General features: G+C 64.5%; 16 protein-coding genes. 11 read left to right on the top strand and 5 right to left on the bottom strand.

Annotated features, from left to right (window positions below):
- The first annotated feature begins 56 nt into the window (after positions 1–56).
- The 7 genes from HV770_RS29715 (at position 57) to HV770_RS29685 (ending at position 8,674) form a co-directional block, all read left to right on the top strand.
- Positions 57–1,469 carry an L-serine ammonia-lyase gene (locus tag HV770_RS29715; protein WP_175165110.1) on the top strand — a complete coding sequence of 471 codons (1,413 nt, stop codon included), beginning with the start codon at positions 57–59 and terminating at the stop codon, positions 1,467–1,469.
- A 66-nt stretch (positions 1,470–1,535) separates the two neighbouring features.
- Positions 1,536–2,780 carry a sarcosine oxidase subunit beta family protein gene (locus HV770_RS29710; protein ID WP_175165109.1) on the top strand — a complete coding sequence of 415 codons (1,245 nt, stop codon included), beginning with the start codon at positions 1,536–1,538 and terminating at the stop codon, positions 2,778–2,780.
- 21 nt (positions 2,781–2,801) lie between these two features.
- Positions 2,802–3,116 carry a sarcosine oxidase subunit delta gene (locus tag HV770_RS29705; protein WP_175165108.1) on the top strand — a complete coding sequence of 105 codons (315 nt, stop codon included), beginning with the start codon at positions 2,802–2,804 and terminating at the stop codon, positions 3,114–3,116.
- On the top strand, positions 3,113–6,115 hold the full coding sequence (locus HV770_RS29700; protein WP_175165107.1) for a sarcosine oxidase subunit alpha family protein: 3,003 nt from the start codon (positions 3,113–3,115) through the stop codon (positions 6,113–6,115). The genes HV770_RS29705 and HV770_RS29700 overlap by 4 nt, the downstream gene beginning before the upstream one ends.
- Positions 6,105–6,761: a sarcosine oxidase subunit gamma gene (locus tag HV770_RS29695; protein ID WP_175165106.1), complete on the top strand. Its 657-nt coding sequence runs from the start codon at positions 6,105–6,107 to the stop codon at positions 6,759–6,761. Before HV770_RS29700 ends, HV770_RS29695 begins: the two co-directional genes overlap by 11 nt.
- 69 nt (positions 6,762–6,830) lie before the next feature.
- A complete protein-coding gene (locus HV770_RS29690; protein WP_121322070.1) occupies positions 6,831–7,094 on the top strand; it encodes a hypothetical protein in 264 nt (87 codons plus the stop codon).
- A gap of 161 nt (positions 7,095–7,255) precedes the next feature.
- Positions 7,256–8,674, top strand: a complete 1,419-nt coding sequence (locus tag HV770_RS29685) for an MFS transporter (RefSeq protein WP_175165105.1) — start codon at positions 7,256–7,258, stop codon at positions 8,672–8,674.
- A 67-nt stretch (positions 8,675–8,741) separates the two neighbouring features.
- Here the strand turns inward: HV770_RS29685 and ampC are convergent, their stop codons facing one another.
- The 3 genes from ampC to HV770_RS29670 all read right to left on the bottom strand — a co-directional run bounded on the left by ampC (position 8,742) and on the right by HV770_RS29670 (position 11,253).
- On the bottom strand, positions 8,742–9,914 hold the full coding sequence (gene ampC, locus HV770_RS29680) for a class C beta-lactamase (RefSeq protein WP_175165104.1): 1,173 nt from the start codon (positions 9,912–9,914) through the stop codon (positions 8,742–8,744).
- A gap of 128 nt (positions 9,915–10,042) precedes the next feature.
- Positions 10,043–10,684, bottom strand: coding sequence for a DUF1109 domain-containing protein (locus HV770_RS29675; RefSeq protein ID WP_175165103.1), 642 nt, complete (start codon positions 10,682–10,684; stop codon positions 10,043–10,045).
- Positions 10,681–11,253 carry a sigma-70 family RNA polymerase sigma factor gene (locus tag HV770_RS29670; RefSeq protein WP_175165102.1) on the bottom strand — a complete coding sequence of 191 codons (573 nt, stop codon included), beginning with the start codon at positions 11,251–11,253 and terminating at the stop codon, positions 10,681–10,683. The genes HV770_RS29675 and HV770_RS29670 overlap by 4 nt, the downstream gene beginning before the upstream one ends.
- Before the next feature lie 272 nt (positions 11,254–11,525).
- Here HV770_RS29670 and HV770_RS29665 point away from each other — a divergent pair, with 272 nt between their 5' ends.
- From HV770_RS29665 to HV770_RS29650, 4 genes are all read left to right on the top strand, one after another.
- On the top strand, positions 11,526–11,780 hold the full coding sequence (locus tag HV770_RS29665; protein ID WP_175165172.1) for a pentapeptide MXKDX repeat protein: 255 nt from the start codon (positions 11,526–11,528) through the stop codon (positions 11,778–11,780).
- 70 nt (positions 11,781–11,850) lie between these two features.
- Positions 11,851–12,477 (top strand): cytochrome b/b6 domain-containing protein, encoded by a 627-nt coding sequence (locus HV770_RS29660; RefSeq protein WP_175165101.1) that lies wholly within the window; start codon positions 11,851–11,853, stop codon positions 12,475–12,477.
- A 15-nt stretch (positions 12,478–12,492) separates the two neighbouring features.
- Complete coding sequence (locus HV770_RS29655; protein ID WP_175165100.1) at positions 12,493–13,269, top strand: molybdopterin-dependent oxidoreductase; 777 nt, start codon at positions 12,493–12,495, stop codon at positions 13,267–13,269.
- Positions 13,270–13,473: 204 nt separating this feature from the next.
- Positions 13,474–13,875 (top strand): hypothetical protein, encoded by a 402-nt coding sequence (locus tag HV770_RS29650; RefSeq protein ID WP_175165171.1) that lies wholly within the window; start codon positions 13,474–13,476, stop codon positions 13,873–13,875.
- A 90-nt stretch (positions 13,876–13,965) separates the two neighbouring features.
- On the opposite strand, the gene betA is transcribed toward HV770_RS29650, so the two are convergent.
- Positions 13,966–15,633: a choline dehydrogenase gene (gene betA, locus HV770_RS29645; protein WP_175165099.1), complete on the bottom strand. Its 1,668-nt coding sequence runs from the start codon at positions 15,631–15,633 to the stop codon at positions 13,966–13,968.
- Between the two features lie 12 nt (positions 15,634–15,645).
- Positions 15,646–17,115: a betaine-aldehyde dehydrogenase gene (gene betB / locus HV770_RS29640; RefSeq protein ID WP_175165098.1), complete on the bottom strand. Its 1,470-nt coding sequence runs from the start codon at positions 17,113–17,115 to the stop codon at positions 15,646–15,648.
- Positions 17,116–17,117 lie beyond the last annotated feature (2 nt).

Genomic DNA, 17,117 nt, shown 5'->3' with positions numbered 1-17,117 from the left:
GCAATAGGAACTACTCCACCGAGGCAGCGCAACGCCCGCAACGTAGAAGGCACGCCATGAACGTCAGCGTCTTCGATCTGTTCAAGATCGGCATTGGTCCTTCGAGCTCGCACACGGTCGGGCCGATGATCGCCGCATGCCGCTTCGCTTCGCATATCGAAGACGCGAACCTGCTCGGCTTCGTGCGCCGCGTGAGAGTCGAACTGTACGGTTCGCTCGGCGCGACCGGTAAAGGGCACGGCACGGATAAGGCCGCGCTGCTCGGGCTCGAAGGCAATCTGCCCGATCTGATCGACCCGGACCAGATCGAGCCGCGTCTGCGGGCGATCCGCGAGACGAAGCAATTGAGGCTGCTCGGCAAGCACCCGGTGGCCTTCGACGAGCGCGAGCACCTCGGCTTCTTTCGCAAGCTGATGCCGGGCGTGCCCGGCACCTTGGGCGCGCTGGGCTCCGGCATCGTGCATCCGAACGGCGTGCGTTTTCAGGCATTCGACGAAAACGGCCAGTTGCTGGTGGAAAAAGAGTATTACTCAATCGGCGGCGGCTTCGTGGTCAATCGCGAAGGCGATCGCGTGAACGGCGTGCGCGCCGGCGCGGACGTGCCGTATCCGTTTCGTACCGGCGACGACCTGATGCGCGTATGCCGCGAGACCGGTTTGTCGATCGCCGCGGTGACGCTGCGCAACGAATGCGCGGCGCGCCCCGAGCACGAAGTGCGCGACGGGCTGCTGACGATCTGGCGCACGATGGCCGCTTGCGTCGAACGCGGCTGCAAGGTGCGCGGCGAGTTGCCCGGTCCGATGCACGTGAAGCGCCGCGCGGCCGATCTGTGCGCGCAACTGCGGGCGCGCTCGGAGGAGTCGCTGCGCGATCCGCTCTCGATGCTCGACTGGGTCAACCTGTACGCGATGGCCGTCAACGAAGAGAACGCGGCTGGCGGGCGTGTCGTCACCGCACCGACCAACGGCGCGGCCGGCGTGCTTCCTGCGGTCCTGCATTACTACGTGAAGTTCATGCATGCATCGAGCGACGCAGGCATCGTCGACTTTCTGCTGACCGCCGCGGCAATCGGCATCATCTATAAGGAAACCGCGTCGATCTCCGGCGCCGAAGTGGGCTGCCAGGGCGAAGTGGGCGTGGCCTGCTCGATGGCCGCCGCCGCGCTCGCCGCCGTGATGGGCGGCACGCCGGCCCAGGTGGAGAACGCTGCCGAGATCGGCATGGAGCACAACCTCGGCATGACCTGCGATCCGGTCGGCGGGCTCGTGCAGATTCCGTGCATCGAGCGCAACGCGATGGGCGCGATCAAGGCGATCAACGCCGCGCGCATGGCGATGAAAGGCGATGGCCAGCACTATGTGTCGCTCGACAACGTGATCAAGACGATGCGCGAAACGGGCGCCGACATGAAGACGAAGTACAAGGAGACGTCGCGCGGCGGCTTGGCCGTGAACGTGATCGAGTGTTGAAGTTTCAGTGAAGCATGCATACGCAACACCAGGCAGCAGTTAAGACAGCATTGACAAGGACCCACGATGAGCCGCTATTCGATATTCAGCCTGTTGCGCAACGGGATGTCGTATCACGAGAACTGGGAGCGACAGTGGAAGAGCCCCGAGCCCAAGCGTGAATACGACGTCGTGATCGTCGGCGGCGGCGGGCATGGTCTCGCCACCGCGTATTACCTCGCGAAAGAACACGGCGTGCGCAATGTCGCCGTGCTGGAGAAAGGCTGGATCGGCGGCGGCAACACGGCGCGCAATACGACCATCGTGCGCTCGAATTACCTGTGGGACGAATCGGCCGCGCTGTACGAGAAGGCGATGAAGCTGTGGGAAGGGCTCTCTCAGGATCTCAACTACAACGTGATGTTCAGCCAGCGTGGCGTGATGAACCTCGCGCACACGCTGCAGGACGTGCGCGACACCGAGCGCCGCGTGAACGCGAACCGCCTGAACGGCGTGGACGCGGAATTCCTCACGCCTGCGCAGATCAAGGAAATCGAGCCGACCATCAATCTGAACAGCCGCTACCCGGTGCTCGGCGCATCGATCCAGCGGCGCGGCGGCGTGGCCCGGCACGATGCGGTGGCTTGGGGCTTCGCACGCGGCGCGGACCAGGCGGGCGTCGACATCGTGCAGAACTGCCAGGTCACGGGCATTCGCCGCAACGGCAGCCAGGTGGTCGGCGTGGATACCACGAAGGGTTTCATCAAGGCGAAGAAGGTCGCCGTGGTCGCGGCGGGCAATACCTCGACGCTCGCCGACATGGCCGGCGTGCGCTTGCCGCTGGAGAGCCATCCGCTGCAGGCGCTCGTGTCCGAGCCGATCAAGCCGGTCGTCAATACGGTCGTGATGTCGAACGCGGTGCACGCGTACATCAGCCAGTCCGACAAGGGCGATCTGGTGATCGGCGCGGGCGTCGATCAGTACACGGGCTTCGGGCAGCGCGGCAGTTTCCAGATCATCGAAGGCACGCTCGAAGCGATCGTCGAAATGTTCCCGGTGTTCTCGCGCGTGCGGATGAATCGCCAGTGGGGGGGCATCGTGGATGTGTCGCCGGATGCGTGCCCGATCATCAGCAAGACCGACGTGAAGGGCCTTTACTTCAACTGCGGTTGGGGCACGGGCGGGTTCAAGGCGACGCCGGGTTCGGGCTGGGCTTATGCGCACACCATCGCAAAGGACGAGCCGCATCCGTTGAATGCGCCGTTTTCGCTGGAGCGGTTCTATACCGGTCATCTTATCGACGAGCACGGCGCGGCGGCCGTGGCTCACTAACTCACTAACGGAGCCCCACACATGTTGCTGATCGAATGCCCGTGGTGCGGTCCCCGCGCCGAAACCGAATTCTCTTGCGGCGGCGAAGCGGATATCGCCCGTCCGCTCGACACCGACGCGCTCACCGACAAGGAATGGGGCGACTACCTGTTCATGCGCAAGAACCCGCGCGGCGTGCATCGCGAGCAATGGCTGCATACGCAGGGCTGCCGGCGCTGGTTCAAGGCGCAGCGCGACACGGTGAGCTACGAGATCCAGGGCTACGAGACGTTCGAGCGTCCGCTACTCGCCATGGAGGGCAACGACGCCAAAGCACAAGAGGGCAAAGCATCATGAGCCAGAAAGACCGACTGCCCAGCGGCGGGCGCATCAACCGCGCGATTGCGCTCAGCTTCACGTTCAACGGCGTCAGATACCAGGGCTATCAGGGCGACACGCTGGCCTCCGCGCTGCTCGCGAACGGTGTGCACTTCGTCGCGCGTAGCTGGAAGTATCACCGGCCGCGCGGCATCGTGACAGCGGGTGTCGAGGAGCCGAACGCGGTCGTGCAACTCGAAACCGGCGCCTACACGGTGCCGAATGCGCGCGCGACCGAAGTGGAGTTGTATCAGGGACTCGTCGCCACCAGCGTGAACGCGAAGCCGAGCATCGAGAAAGACCGCATGGCGATCAACCAGAAGATCGCGCGCTTCATTCCGGCGGGCTTCTACTACAAGACCTTCATGTGGCCGCGCAAATTCTGGCCGAAGTACGAAGAAGCGATCCGCGACGCGGCCGGTCTCGGCAAGGCGCCCGAGCAGACCGACGCGGACCGCTACGACAAGTGCTTTGCGCATTGCGACGTGCTGGTGGTCGGCGGCGGGCCGACCGGTCTCGCGGCGGCGCACGCGGCGGCATTGTCGGGCGCGCGCGTGACGCTGGTGGACGATCAGGCGGAACTCGGCGGCTCGCTGCTGTCGTGCCGCGCGGAGATCGACGGCAAGCCCGCGCTGCAATGGGTGCAAAAGCTCGAAGACGAACTGCGGCAAATGCCCGACGTGAAGATCCTGTCCCGCAGCACCGCGTTCGGCTACCAGGACCATAACCTCGTGACGGTCACGCAGCGGCTCACCGAGCATCTGCCGGTATCGCAACGCAAGGGAACGCGCGAGCTGCTGTGGAAAATCCGCGCGAAACGCGTGATTCTCGCAACCGGCGCGCATGAACGGCCGATCGTGTTCGGCAACAACGATCTGCCCGGCGTGATGCTGGCGTCGGCGGTGTCGACCTATCTGCATCGCTATGCGGTGCTGCCGGGCCGCAACGCGGTGGTGTTCAGCAACAACGACGACGGCTATCAATGCGCGCTCGACCTGAAGGCGGCCGGCGCGCAGGTGACGGTGATCGATCCGCGTGCGGGCGAATCGAAGGGCACGTTGCCAGCGCTGGCCCGCCGCCACGGCATCAAGGTGATGAACGGCGCGGTCGTCACGGCGGCGCACGGCAAGCTGCGCGTCGCGTCGGTCGACGTGGCGTCGTATTCGGACGGACAGGTCGGCGCGCAGCAGGGCGCATTGCCATGCGATCTGCTCGCGATGTCGGGCGGCTGGAGCCCGGTGCTGCACCTGTTCGCGCAGTCGGGCGGCAAGGCGCACTGGCATGACGACAAGGCCTGCTTCGTGCCCGGCAAGGCGATGCAGGCGGAGACGAGCGTTGGCGCGTGCGCGGGCGACTTCACGCTGGGGCAGGGCATCCGCTTTGCCGTCGATGCGGGCGTCGAGGCGGCGCGCGCCGCCGGTCACATCGTCGCGCGGCCGACTCCGCTGCAGGTGGCCGAGCTGAGCGAGGCGAAGATCGCGCCGCTGTGGCTGGTCGGCGGCCGCGAGCTGGCGACGCGCGGGGCCAAACAGTTCGTCGACTTCCAGAACGACGTGTCCGCCGCGGATATTTTTCTCGCCGCCCGCGAAGGTTTCGAATCCGTCGAGCACGTGAAGCGCTACACCGCGATGGGGTTCGGCACCGACCAGGGCAAGCTCGGCAACATCAACGGCATGGCGATTCTCGCGCAGGCGCTCGGCAAGACGATTCCCGAGACCGGCACGACCACCTTCCGGCCCAACTACACGCCGGTCACCTTCGGCACCTTTGCGGGCCGCGAGCTGGGCGAGTTTCTCGATCCGGTGCGCAAGACGGCCGTACACGAATGGCACGTCGAAAACGGCGCGGCGTTCGAGGACGTCGGCAACTGGAAGCGGCCCTGGTACTACCCGAAGGCAGGCGAGGACATGCACGCGGCGGTCGCGCGCGAATCGCTCGCGGTGCGCACGAGCGTCGGCATACTCGACGCGTCGACACTCGGCAAGATCGACATTCAGGGCCCCGATGCCGCGAAGCTGCTGAACTGGGTCTATACGAATCCGTGGACCAAGCTGGAAGTCGGCAAGTGCCGCTACGGCCTCATGCTCGACGAAAACGGCATGATCTTCGACGACGGCGTGACCGTGCGTCTGGCCGACCAGCACTACATGATGACGACCACCACCGGCGGCGCGGCGCGCGTGCTCACGTGGCTCGAACGCTGGCTGCAAACGGAATGGCCGGACATGCGCGTACGGCTCGCCTCGGTCACGGATCACTGGGCCACGTTTGCCGTGGTCGGTCCGAACAGCCGCAAGGTCTTGCAAAAGGTCTGCCACGACATCGACTTCGCGAACGCGGCGTTTCCGTTCATGAGCTATCGCGAGGGCACGGTGGCCGGCGCGGCATCGCGCGTGATGCGCATCAGCTTCTCGGGCGAACTCGCGTATGAAGTGAACGTGCCGGCGAACGTCGGGCGCGCGGTATGGGAAGCGTTGATGACCGCAGGCGCGGAATTCGACATCACGCCGTACGGCACCGAAACGATGCACGTGCTGCGCGCGGAGAAGGGCTACATCATCGTCGGCCAGGATACGGACGGCTCGATGACGCCATACGACCTCGGCATGGGCGGGCTCGTCGCGAAGTCGAAGGACTTTCTCGGCAAGCGTTCGCTGACGCGCTCGGACACCGCGAAGGCGGGGCGCAAGCAACTGGTCGGACTGCTGTCGGACGATCCGTCGTTCGTGATCCCGGAAGGCTCGCAGATCGTCGCCGGGCCGTTTCAGGGCGACACCGCGCCGATGCTCGGGCACGTCACGTCGAGCTATTACAGCCCGATCCTGAAGCGCTCGATCGCGATGGCGGTCGTGAAAGGCGGTCTCGAGAAGATCGGCGCAACGGTCACGATTCCGCTGTCGAGCGGCAAGCAGATCGCGGCCAGGGTCACCAGTTCGGTGTTCTACGACAGCGAAGGAGCACGTCAACATGTGGAATGAAACAGGCGGGATGGCATCGATCGTGGATCGCGCCGTGGGTGGACAAACGGGTGTATGGCAGGAGTCGCCGCTGGTGGGCGCGGGTGCGTTGCTGAAGAAGCATCAGGCCACGGCATCCGCCGCTTTCAGGTTGAGCGAGCGGCCGTTTCTGGAACTCGTGAACGTGCGTGGCGACACGCGAGACGCGGCATTCGTGAATGCGGTGCAGAGCGTGATCGGTTGCAAGCCGCCCGAGAAGGCGAACACGGTCGCGCGCGGCAACGGCTACGACATGCTGTGGCTCGGCCCGGACGAGTGGCTCGTACGCTCGGCCGCCGCGCACGATGCCGCGCGCACCGCGCCGTTGCAGGCGAAACTCGGCGCGGGGTTGAGCGGTGTGTTCGCGTCGGCGGTGGATGTCGGAAGCGGTTATACGGTGCTCGAAATCAGCGGCGTGCGCGTGCGTGACGTGCTGGCGCGCGGTTGCCCGCTCGACCTGCATCCGAAACTGTTCGGCGACGGGCAATGCGCGCAGAGCCACTATTTCAAGGCATCGATGACATTGCTGCATACCGGCGCGGACAGCTTCGAGATCGTCGTGCGCCGCAGCTTCGCCGACTACTTCGTCAAGATCATGCTCGACGCGGCCGAGCCGCTGATGGCGTAACGCGCGGCGAGCGGTGCGCGCACGCATCGCTCGCCGCGCATCCGGTCTCGTGCGACTCCCGCCCATGCCATGCCGTCGACGCGTCTAGCCACCGCGCGCCTCACCGAGCGCGCGTGCCATGAAGGCGACGCCGCTGCCGCGCTCGCGCTGCTCGATCAGAGCATCGTGCTGCGGCACCGGCGCATCGCGCTGATCCGTTATCTGCTCGCGCAACAACTCGGCGCGCCGCTGCAGACGCACCATCACGAATACGTCGAAAAAATCGCCGCACGCCTGAGTGCGGACACGCTCGCGCGCATCGCCGGTGCCGCGCGTGCGCGCTTGCGTTCCTAACGCCTTTGCGTCCTTCGCGCCCGCGTGCCGGGCGGCCAACGCGACGTCCCCGTTCCATTGCGATGACGCATTCCTTCTATGTGGACGATTTATGTCGACGTCTACTGAAAACGCTGCCCGGAACACTCACGCGGCTGCGGCCGCATCAACGAGGGGATGACATGTCTACCGCTTTTCAGCCACGCTCGAGCGCCGCTGCCCGGCTCGAACGACTGCCGTTCTCCGGTTATCACCGGACCATCTTCGTCATCATCGCGATTGCGTTTTTCTTCGATTCCGTCGACCTCGGCACTATGACGTTCGTGCTCGGCTCGATCAAAAGCGAGTTCCAGTTATCGACCGCGACCACGGGGCTCGTCGCCAGCGCGAGCTTCTTCGGCATGGTGATCGGCGCGGCGGTGGCGGGCCTGCTCGCCGATCGCTTCGGGCGCCGGCCGGTCTTTCAGTGGAGCATGGTGCTGTGGGGCCTCGCGTCGTATCTGTGTTCGACCGCGCAGAGCGTCGAGGCGCTGATCTTTTATCGCGTGCTGCTCGGCGTCGGCATGGGGATGGAGTTTCCGATCGCGCAGACCTTGCTGTCGGAGTTCGTGCCGGCCGCCTCGCGCGGACGGTTGATCGCGCTGATGGACGGCTTCTGGCCGCTCGGCTTCATCGCCTCCGGCGTGGTGTCGTACTTCGTGCTGCCGGCCTTCGGCTGGCGCACCGAGTTCGCGCTGCTCGCGATTCCCGCGGTGTTCGTGCTGATCGTGCGGCGTGTGGTGCCGGAGTCGCCGCGCTGGCTCGAACATCGCGGACGCCATGCCGAAGCCGACCGGATTCTCGCCGACATCGAAGTGAAGGTGATGCGCGCGGAGAGCCTGAGCCAGTTGCGCGCACCGGCCGTGCTCGCGGAACCGGCTGCGGCGAAGGGCGGCGGTGCGTTCCGCGAGATCTGGAGCCTGGCCTACCGGCGCCGCACGATCATGGTGTGGACGCTGTGGTTCTTCGCGCTGCTCGGTTTTTACGGGCTGACGTCGTGGCTCGGTGCGCTGATGCAGCAGGCCGGTTTTGCGGTGGCGAAGTCGGTGCTGTACACGGTGCTGATTTCGCTGGGCGGGATTCCGGGCTTCATTTGCGCGGCGTGGCTCGTCGAGCGCTGGGGCCGCAAGCCGACCTGTATCGCGTCGCTCGCCGGCAGCGCGGTGATGGCCTATGTCTACGGACAGACCGCGCTTCACGCGCAAACGCCGACGCTGCTGATTTGCGCCGGGCTCGCGATGCAGTTTTTTCTGTTCGCGATGTGGGCCGTGCTGTACACGTACACGCCCGAGCTCTACGGCACCGGCGCGCGTGCCACGGGCTCGGGGTTCGCGTCCGCGATCGGCCGGGTAGGGTCGCTGATCGGGCCGTATGTGGTCGGCGTCGTGCTGCCGATGTTCGGCCAGGGCGGGGTGTTTTCGCTCGGCGCAATGTGCTTTGTGATCGCGGCCGCCGCGGTGTGGATACTCGGGATCGAAACGCGCGGGCTGGCGCTGGAGACGCTCGTGTCGGAAGCGGTCGAAGCGGACCCGCATGGGGCGTTGAGTCCGGTGCGGGAATGAGCGTCGGCGGGCGCCGGGCAGGGCAGGGCATGCACAGCGCCCGCGCTCGTCGCTCAGCGCGCCGCCTTCAATGCCCGCTGCCCGCGAGCGCCGTGAGGATCTGATAAGCGGCGCTCACGCGTGCGTCGTTCGGGATGTTCCGGTTCGCGAGCATGACGATGCCCAGATGCTTTTCCGGAACGAACGCGACATACGCGCCGAAGCCGTTGGTCGAACCGGTCTTGTTGATCCATACATCCTGTCTCGGCGGTTGCGGTGGCCTGATTTCGGCGGCAGGCGTCGCATGCAGGATCATTTCCGATGAATTGCCTTCCTGCAAGGTTTTCAGCGCGACTGGATACGGATACTGCTCCCATATCAGATCCTGCGTCAGCACGCCTGCTTTGAAGTAGCCCGTGTGCGTCGCCGTGATCGCGCGCTGGAGCGTGCTGTCGAGCGGGATCAGATCCATGTTCGCCGCAACGAAGCGCAGCATGTCAGTCGCCGTCGACTTGATGCCATAGGCTTCGGAGGACAACACGCCGGGCGCCACGCGGATCGGCGCGTCCTGCTTCGTATAGCCTTGCGCGTAGTCCGGCATTTTCGCTTTCGGGACGTCGAAGTAGCTGCTCGTCATGCCGAGCGCGCGAAACGCAGTTTGCTGGACCAGCGCCGTGAAATCCTGTCCCATGCTCTTCGCCGTGATCAGGCCGAGCGTGCCGATGCCGGGGTTGGCATACGTGCGCTGCGTGCCGGGTGCATAGGCGGGCCGCCATGCGGCGAAGTACTGCATCAACTGGTCGTTGTCGTGGATGTCGTCGGGCACCTGCAACGGCAGCCCGCCAGGCGTGTGCGTGCCCAGGTTGAGCAGGCTCACGCTGCCGAACGGCGTGCCGCGCAGCGACGGCAGATACTTTTCCGTCGGGTCCGACAAAGACAGCTTGCCGTTCAAGCCCGCATAAGACGCGAGCGTCGCCGTGAATGTCTTGCTGATGGAGCCGAGTTCGAACAACGTATCGCGCGTGACCGGCTTGCCGGTTTGCGTCGACGCGACGCCGTAGTTGAGCACGTAAGGCTTGCCCTCGACGATCACGCCGACCGCCATCCCCGCAATGCGGTATTTCGACATGAGCGGTTCAATGGCCGCGTCGACGGTGGGCTTGATCCGCTCGAGCGGGGCATCGGCGGCGCGGCTCACGGATGGCACCGTGCTCAGCGCAAACACGATGCTTGCGATAAGACTGATTGTTTTGGACTTCATTGGCAGCGTTTCCCTGGATGTCGGCCGGCAGGTTGGCCAAGCCGCACTATCCGGCTTTTGCTGCGCGCTGACAATCGAGGATAAGTTGCGCGAGGGTAAAGAAAATCTTGTGGAGTGTGCCGCGCCGACTACCAGCGCAACAGCCGCGGGCCGAGCAGCGCACCGATCACCGTCGGCACGAGCATCCCCAGCAGATACCACGCGCCCCAGAACGGAATGCCCATCTCCGGGCAATGCAGGCAATAGGCGAGCGTCGCGGTCGAGCCCGCCAGCAAGCCGCCCGCGGCGCCCGTCAGCGCGAGCCGGGTCGGCGCCAGTCCTTTGAGCGCCCGGAACACGGCGATAAAGCCCGGAACCGACAGCATCGCGATATTGAACGGGCAGACGCGCCAGGTTTTTCCGAGCACGAGTGCGAGCCGGCCGTCGTCCGGTGCGCCCATCAAAACATACGCCCCGGCCAGCCACACCGCTGCGACCGGCGCGGCGATCACCCAGCCGCTGGCGCCGGTGCGCACCCCCGGCCGCGCGAGCCGTGTCGACATCCAGAGCGAACCGAGCATCAGACATAGCGGCAACGCGACCTTGGCCCAGAAGATCGGCGTGAGCGCGACTTCGGCGAGGTCGCGCCGCACGCCGAGCAACACCGCCATGATCAGCGTCGCACCGGCCGCGCCGCTCAGCACCGCGACGGCAAAGCGTTTCGTGAGCGCGTGACGGTCTATCGGCGCGACACCGGTCGCCAGCAGAGAAATGAATTCATCCGTTTTCATCGGCTTCCTCGAATCTTTGCGGCCAACACCTTAAGTCCACGATGCACGCCGATCTTGACCGCGGACTCCGACAAGCCGGTCAACTGCGCGGTTTCGGTCACCGACAACCCTTCGAGCTTGACATGCATGATCGGCAGACGCTGACGATCGGGCAACTGTTCGAGCAGCTTGCCCACGTCGCGCCGGGCTTGCGCCGGTTCGAGATCGGGCGCGGCGAGCAATTCGAATGCATCGTCAAGCGGATCGTTGAGCGCTTCGTGGCGCGAGCGCGCCCGAAAGTAATCCGTCAGCTTGTAGCGCGCGATGGCGTGAATCCACGCGGTCAGCGGCTGCTCGTCGCGATACGTATGCCGTCCATTGTGAACTGCCAGCAATATTTCCTGCACCAGATCCTCCACATCGGCCGCGCTGTCGTGAAGGCGCCGCCGCAGGAAGCCACGCAGGTGCGCGCCCAGTTCCGTCAGGAATTGCCGATAGCCAGCGGCGTCTCCGTCCAGGCCGCGCAGGAACAGGGCTCGCAGATGGGCCTCTTTTGCCTGCGCTGCGGTGATATCGTTAGTTCGATTCATCGGGGACGTCGGTTACAGGAAACAGGATTTTATTCCATCGCCTGGGGCGTTGGCGGCCAGGACTGCATCGCGTGCGTTCTTTTTGTCTGTTGAAGAGAAAAAACTTCGCACGTGCTGTAACCGCGCCGGGACACGCAGCGAACTACCTCACAGATGCGGGATGACGACGCATCGGTAGTTGCCGCAAAGCAGTCTATTTGATACCCACGGGCCGGCCACAGGCTATAGCCATGAGCGACGGCGGCCCGACCAACAACACTCCAGGAGTTGCCATGAAACGCATTGCAATCGCAGCAGTCGCCGCAGTCTTGCTCGTCAGCGGTGGTTCGGTGTTCGCCCAGGCGAGCGGCGCCATGTCCAACGATTCGATGTCGAAAGACACGATGAGCAAGGACTCGATGGCCAAGGATTCGATGTCCAAAGACTCGATGTCCAAAGACTCGATGAAGAAGCACGGCAGCAAGATGAAACAGGACTCGATGAAAAAAGACGACGCAATGAAAAAAGACGACGCGATGAGCAAGTAAGGCGCACAGGTGCGTTCCCGGCATCTTGCGGCGAACGCACCTGAGCCTCGAGGCTTCACGGAGATTCGGAATGAAAGCTCTCCCCCAATCTGGTGCATTGCCCGACGCGACACGCACCCTGCAACCCGCATGGGTGCGCATCGCGCACTGGCTCAACGCGTTGGCCGTGGTGCTGATGATACTGTCGGGCTGGCGAATCTACGACGCCTCCCCGGTGTTCCCGGGTTTCACGATCCCGACCGGCCTCACGCTCGGCGGCTGGCTCGGCGGCGCGTTGCAATGGCACTTCGCGGCGATGTGGCTGCTGTTCTTCAACGCACTCTTTTATCTGGCGATGAACCTCGTCACGGGCCGCATCCGGTCGAAGTTTTTCCCGCTGTCGCCTCGCGCGGTCCTGCACGACCTGCGCGAAGCCTTGAAAGGCCACCTGTCGCATGCGGACCCGAGCCGCTACAACGCAGTGCAGAAGTTCGCTTACCTGTTCGTGATGTTCGACATAGCCGTGCTGATCGTATCGGGGCTCGCGATCTGGAAGTCGGTGCAGTTTCCGGTACTGCGCGAACTGATGGGCGGATATGACAACGCGCGCGTGGTTCACTTCTGCGCGATGGCGCTGCTGGCCGGTTTCATCGTGATTCACCTGACGATGGTCGCGCTCGTGCCGCGCTCGTTGCTCACGATGATTCGTGGCCGCTAACCGAGGACTACTCCTGTGAAGCCATTCAAACCGTCGCGATCGGGCGTCGATCGCGAGTCGCTCAGCATCGACGTGCGGCGTGAGCTCGATATGCCGTCACGGCGCCTGTTCGGCAAACGCATCATCACACTGGGCGGGTTGGCGATGCTGACCGGATGCAGCCTGTCGGACGATAAATCGGTCGAGACGTTTCTATCGCGCGTGTCGGCAATGAACGACCGCGTGCAGGGCTGGCTATTCGACCCGAACCGTCTCGCACCGACCTACACCGAAGCACAGATCACACGTCCGTTCCCGTTCAATGCGTTCTATGGGATCGACGATGTGCCGCACGTCGATGGCGGCGATTTCCGCCTGAAAGTCAGCGGCCTCGTGCAGGACAGGAAGGACTGGACGCTTGCCGACCTTGACGCATTGCCGAAGGCCGAACAGATCACGCGGCATATCTGCGTCGAAGGCTGGAGTGCGATCGGCCGATGGGGCGGCACGCCGTTCGCGGCGTTTCTCAAGCGTGTCGGTGCGGACACGTCGGCGAAATACGTCGGCTTCAAATGCGCTGACGACTACTACGAAAGCATCGATATGCCCACGGCGCTGCATCCGCAGACGCTGTTGACCTTTACCTTTGACGGTCAGCAATTGCCCGCCAAATACGGCTTCCCGATGAAGCTCAGAATGCCGACCAAACTCGGCTATAAGAATCCCAAGCACATCATCGAGATTTTCGTGACCAACACGTTTCCGGGGGGCTACTGGGTCGATCAGGGCTATAACTGGTTTGGCGGATCGTGAGTCGCAGGCCGAACACCGGAGCCGGCTGAGGTGCGCATGCAGTGGGTGCGGAGTAATATCGCTACCAGGCTCAGATTCCCGCCCGAGCGCGATCGGGTGCCCGTGCGCACGTCGGTCCATGAGCCGGAAGCGGGCTCACCGGAACGCCTTGACGCCGCGCCGAGGAAACGCACGGCGGTGTCGGCATTGCCGAGGACATCGATCGTGTCAAGCGAATGGAAGCGCCGCCTGCGGTTGTTTATCCAGCGTTTCTGGCAGCCGACCAGCGCGTGCATGACCTGTATGCCCGGCAGCTGGGGCAATGTCATGAGCCTCGCCCACTGGACGATCGCCTTGCAGACAGGTCTGCTGACCGGGCTGCTGGCGGTCTTGCTGACTTTCACGCCTGCGGCCCGATTCTATAAGCACCGATATAGCAATGCGCTGCTCGTCGGTTTGCTGACGGCGATAGGCGACGCTTATGGTCACGAGAGCCACTACCGCATCCCCTATGTGGAGCACATCGTGACCGGTGTGGTCTCCGCTCTCCTCACGTTGGCCGCGTCATATATCTTCGAAGATCGGGCGCGACGCCTTCGCGCGGCGTGGGCTCGGGTTTTCGGGTAGCTAAACTGTGACGCGCTGAGCGGGCGGTCGGGTCAGTCGTGACCGCGGTCCGGATCTTCGATCCTTCGTGGGGTTGCCTTATATTTGCCCTCAAGCAAAACCGGCGACTCGCTTCGCGACGAAGTAAGGCGTATCGACACGTGCCAACGCGTCCCGCCCGCGAATCCGGTCGGCGATCTTCTCGGCCAGCATGATGGTCGGCGCGTTCAGATTGCCGGTCGTGATGCGCGGCATGATCGACGCATCGACGACCCGCAGCGCGTCGATGCCATGCACGCGGCCCTCGTTGTCGACCACCGCCATGTCGTCATAGCCCATCTTGCACGAGCACGACGGATGAAACGCCGTTTCCGCGCGCATCCGTACGAACTGATCGAGTTGCGCGTCGGTGCTCAGTTCGGCACCGGGATTCAGCTCGCGGCCACGATAACGATCGAGCGCCGGTTGACGCATGATTTCACGCGTGATGCGGATGCCGTCGCGGAATTCGCGCCAGTCGAGCGGATCGGCCATGTAGTTGAACAGGATGCTGGGGTGTGCATTGGGATCGCGCGAGGTGAGCTTCACGCGGCCCCGGCTCGGCGAACGCATCGAGCCGACGTGCGCCTGGAAGCCGTGCATCCTGATCGCATTCGAGCCGTTGTAGTTGATGGCGACCGGCAGGAAGTGATACTGAAGGTTCGGCCACGGATCATCGTCGCGCGTGCGGATGAAGCCGCCCGCTTCGAACTGATTGCTGGCGCCGATGCCCGTGCCGTTGATCATCCATTCGAGTCCGATGGCAGGCTGGTTCCACCACTGCAATGCGGGGTAGAGCGACACAGGCTCCTTACATTCGTACTGGATATACATCTCCAGATGGTCCTGAAGATTCTCGCCGACACCCGGCAGATCGTGCACGAGCGGCACGTCCAACTCGCGCAGCCAGGTCGAGCGGCCCACGCCGGAGCGCTGCAGCAGTTGCGGCGACGCGATTGCGCCGCTGCACACGAGCACTTCGCGGCGCGCATGCACGTTCGCCGCCGTGCCATGACGCAGATACGCGACGCCGACCGCGCGCTTGCCCGAAAACAGCACGCGCTCGGTTACCGCATGCGTGACGATCGTCAGATTCGACCGCGTTTTCGCGCGATCCAGATAGCCGCGCGCGGTACTCGCGCGCCGGCCGTTGGCCGTGACCGTGCGATCCATCGGACCAAAGCCTTCCTGCCGATAGCCGTTCAGATCGTCGGTACGCGCAAAGCCCGCCTGCACACCGGCCTCGACCATCGCGGCGAAGAGCGGGTTGTTGCCCGGCTTGCTGGTGCTTACGTGTACCGGGCCGTCGCCGCCGTGATACGCGTTCGCGCCGATGTCGCGCGTTTCGGCTTTGCGGAAATACGGCAGGCAGTCCAGATAGGTCCAGGTCTCGAGACCAGGCCGCGCGGCCCAGCCGTCGTAATCGAGCGCATTGCCGCGGATGTAGCACATGCCGTTGATCAGCGACGAGCCACCGAGCCCCTTGCCGCGTCCGCACTCCATGCGCCGGTTGTTCATGTGCGGTTCGGGGTCCGTCTCGTATGCCCAGTTATAGCGGCGTCCTTGCAGCGGATACGCGAGCGCGGCCGGCATCTGGGTGCGGAAATCGAAACGGTAGTCGGGGCCGCCTGCTTCGAGCAGCAGCACGGTCACGTCGGCGTCTTCGGTGAGGCGCGACGCGAGGACGTTGCCCGCGGAACCCGCGCCGACGATGATGTAGTCGTATTCGTTCGAGGCCATCGCCGCCACTCCTTAGAACACCGGTTGATAGGGGCCGAGTTCGACTTGCACGGACTTGATGCGCGTGTAGTGTGCGAGCGTCGTGATGCCGTTTTCGCGACCGACACCCGATTGCTTGTAGCCGCCCACCGGCATTTCCGCGGGCGACTCTCCCCACGTGTTGATCCAGCAGATGCCGGCATCCAGGCGATGAATCACCCGGTGCGCGCGAGAGAGATTTTCGGTGACAACGCCCGCGGCGAGGCCATAGGAGGTAAGGTTCGCGCGCGCGATCGCTTCGTCCTCGTCGTCGAACACGAGGATGCTCATCACCGGGCCGAAGATTTCTTCGCGCACGATGCGCATGTCGTCGTGGCAACAGGTGAAGACGGTCGGCGCGACATACTGGCCGCGGGCGAAATGACCTTCGGTCAGGCGCCGGCCGCCCGCCAGCAAGCGCGCGCCTTCCTGCACACCGCTATCGATATAGCCGAGCACCTTCCGCAATTGCGCGGCACTTGCGAGCGGGCCGAAGTTCGTATCCGCGTCAGTGGGCGCGCCCACGCGGATGCGTTCGACCCGCGCGAGCAGCAACGCTTCGAACCGGGCGACCACGCTGCGTTGCACGAACACGCGCGTGCCGTTGGTGCAGACCTGCCCCGCGCTGAAGAAGTTGGCGCTCATCGCGATGTCGGCGGCGCGCTCGAGGTCGGCGTCGTCGAACACGAGGAGCGGCGACTTGCCGCCGAGCTCCATCGTCACTTCTTTCAGCGACGACGACGCGGCAAGCGACATCACCTTTTTGCCCGTTTCGACGCCGCCGGTAAACGAAATCTTCTCGATGTGAGGATGGGCGGCGAGCATCGCACCGATCCGGCCATCGCCCTGGACGACGTTGAATACGCCCGCCGGCACGCCAGCCTCGGTGTAGATCTCCGCGAGCTTCAACGCCGACAAAGGCGTGATCTCGCTTGGCTTGAAGATCATCGCATTGCCGGCCGCGAGCGCCGGTGCCGATTTCCAGCACGCGATCTGGATCGGGTAGTTCCATGCGCCGATGCCCGCGCATACGCCGAGCGGCTCGCGGCGCGTGTAGACGAACGACGACGGGCGCAGCGGAATCTGCTGGCCTTCGATCGCGGTGGCGAGTCCCGCGTAGTACTCGATCACGTCGGCGCCGGTGACGATATCGACCGCGCGCGTTTCGGCGATCGGCTTGCCGGTGTCGCGGGTTTCGAGCAACGCAAGTTCGTCGTTGCGCTCGCGCAGCAGGTCCACCGCGCGACGCAGAACGCGCGAGCGCTGCATCGCCGTGAGCGCGGCCCACTCGCGTTGCCCGGCTTGCGCCGTTAGCACGGCGCGCTCGATATCGGCCGCCGATGCCTGCTCAACGCTCGCGAGCGTCTCGCCGGTGGCGGGGTCGAGCGTGTCGAAGGTTTCTCCGCTGGTTGCATCGACGTAAGCGCCGCCTATGTACAGACGTTGCGTTGCGAATACCGCCATCA

Source organism: Paraburkholderia fynbosensis, assembly GCF_902859935.1.
Taxonomy (GTDB): domain Bacteria; phylum Pseudomonadota; class Gammaproteobacteria; order Burkholderiales; family Burkholderiaceae; genus Paraburkholderia; species Paraburkholderia fynbosensis.
This window is presented reverse-complemented; position numbering and strand designations above follow the sequence as displayed.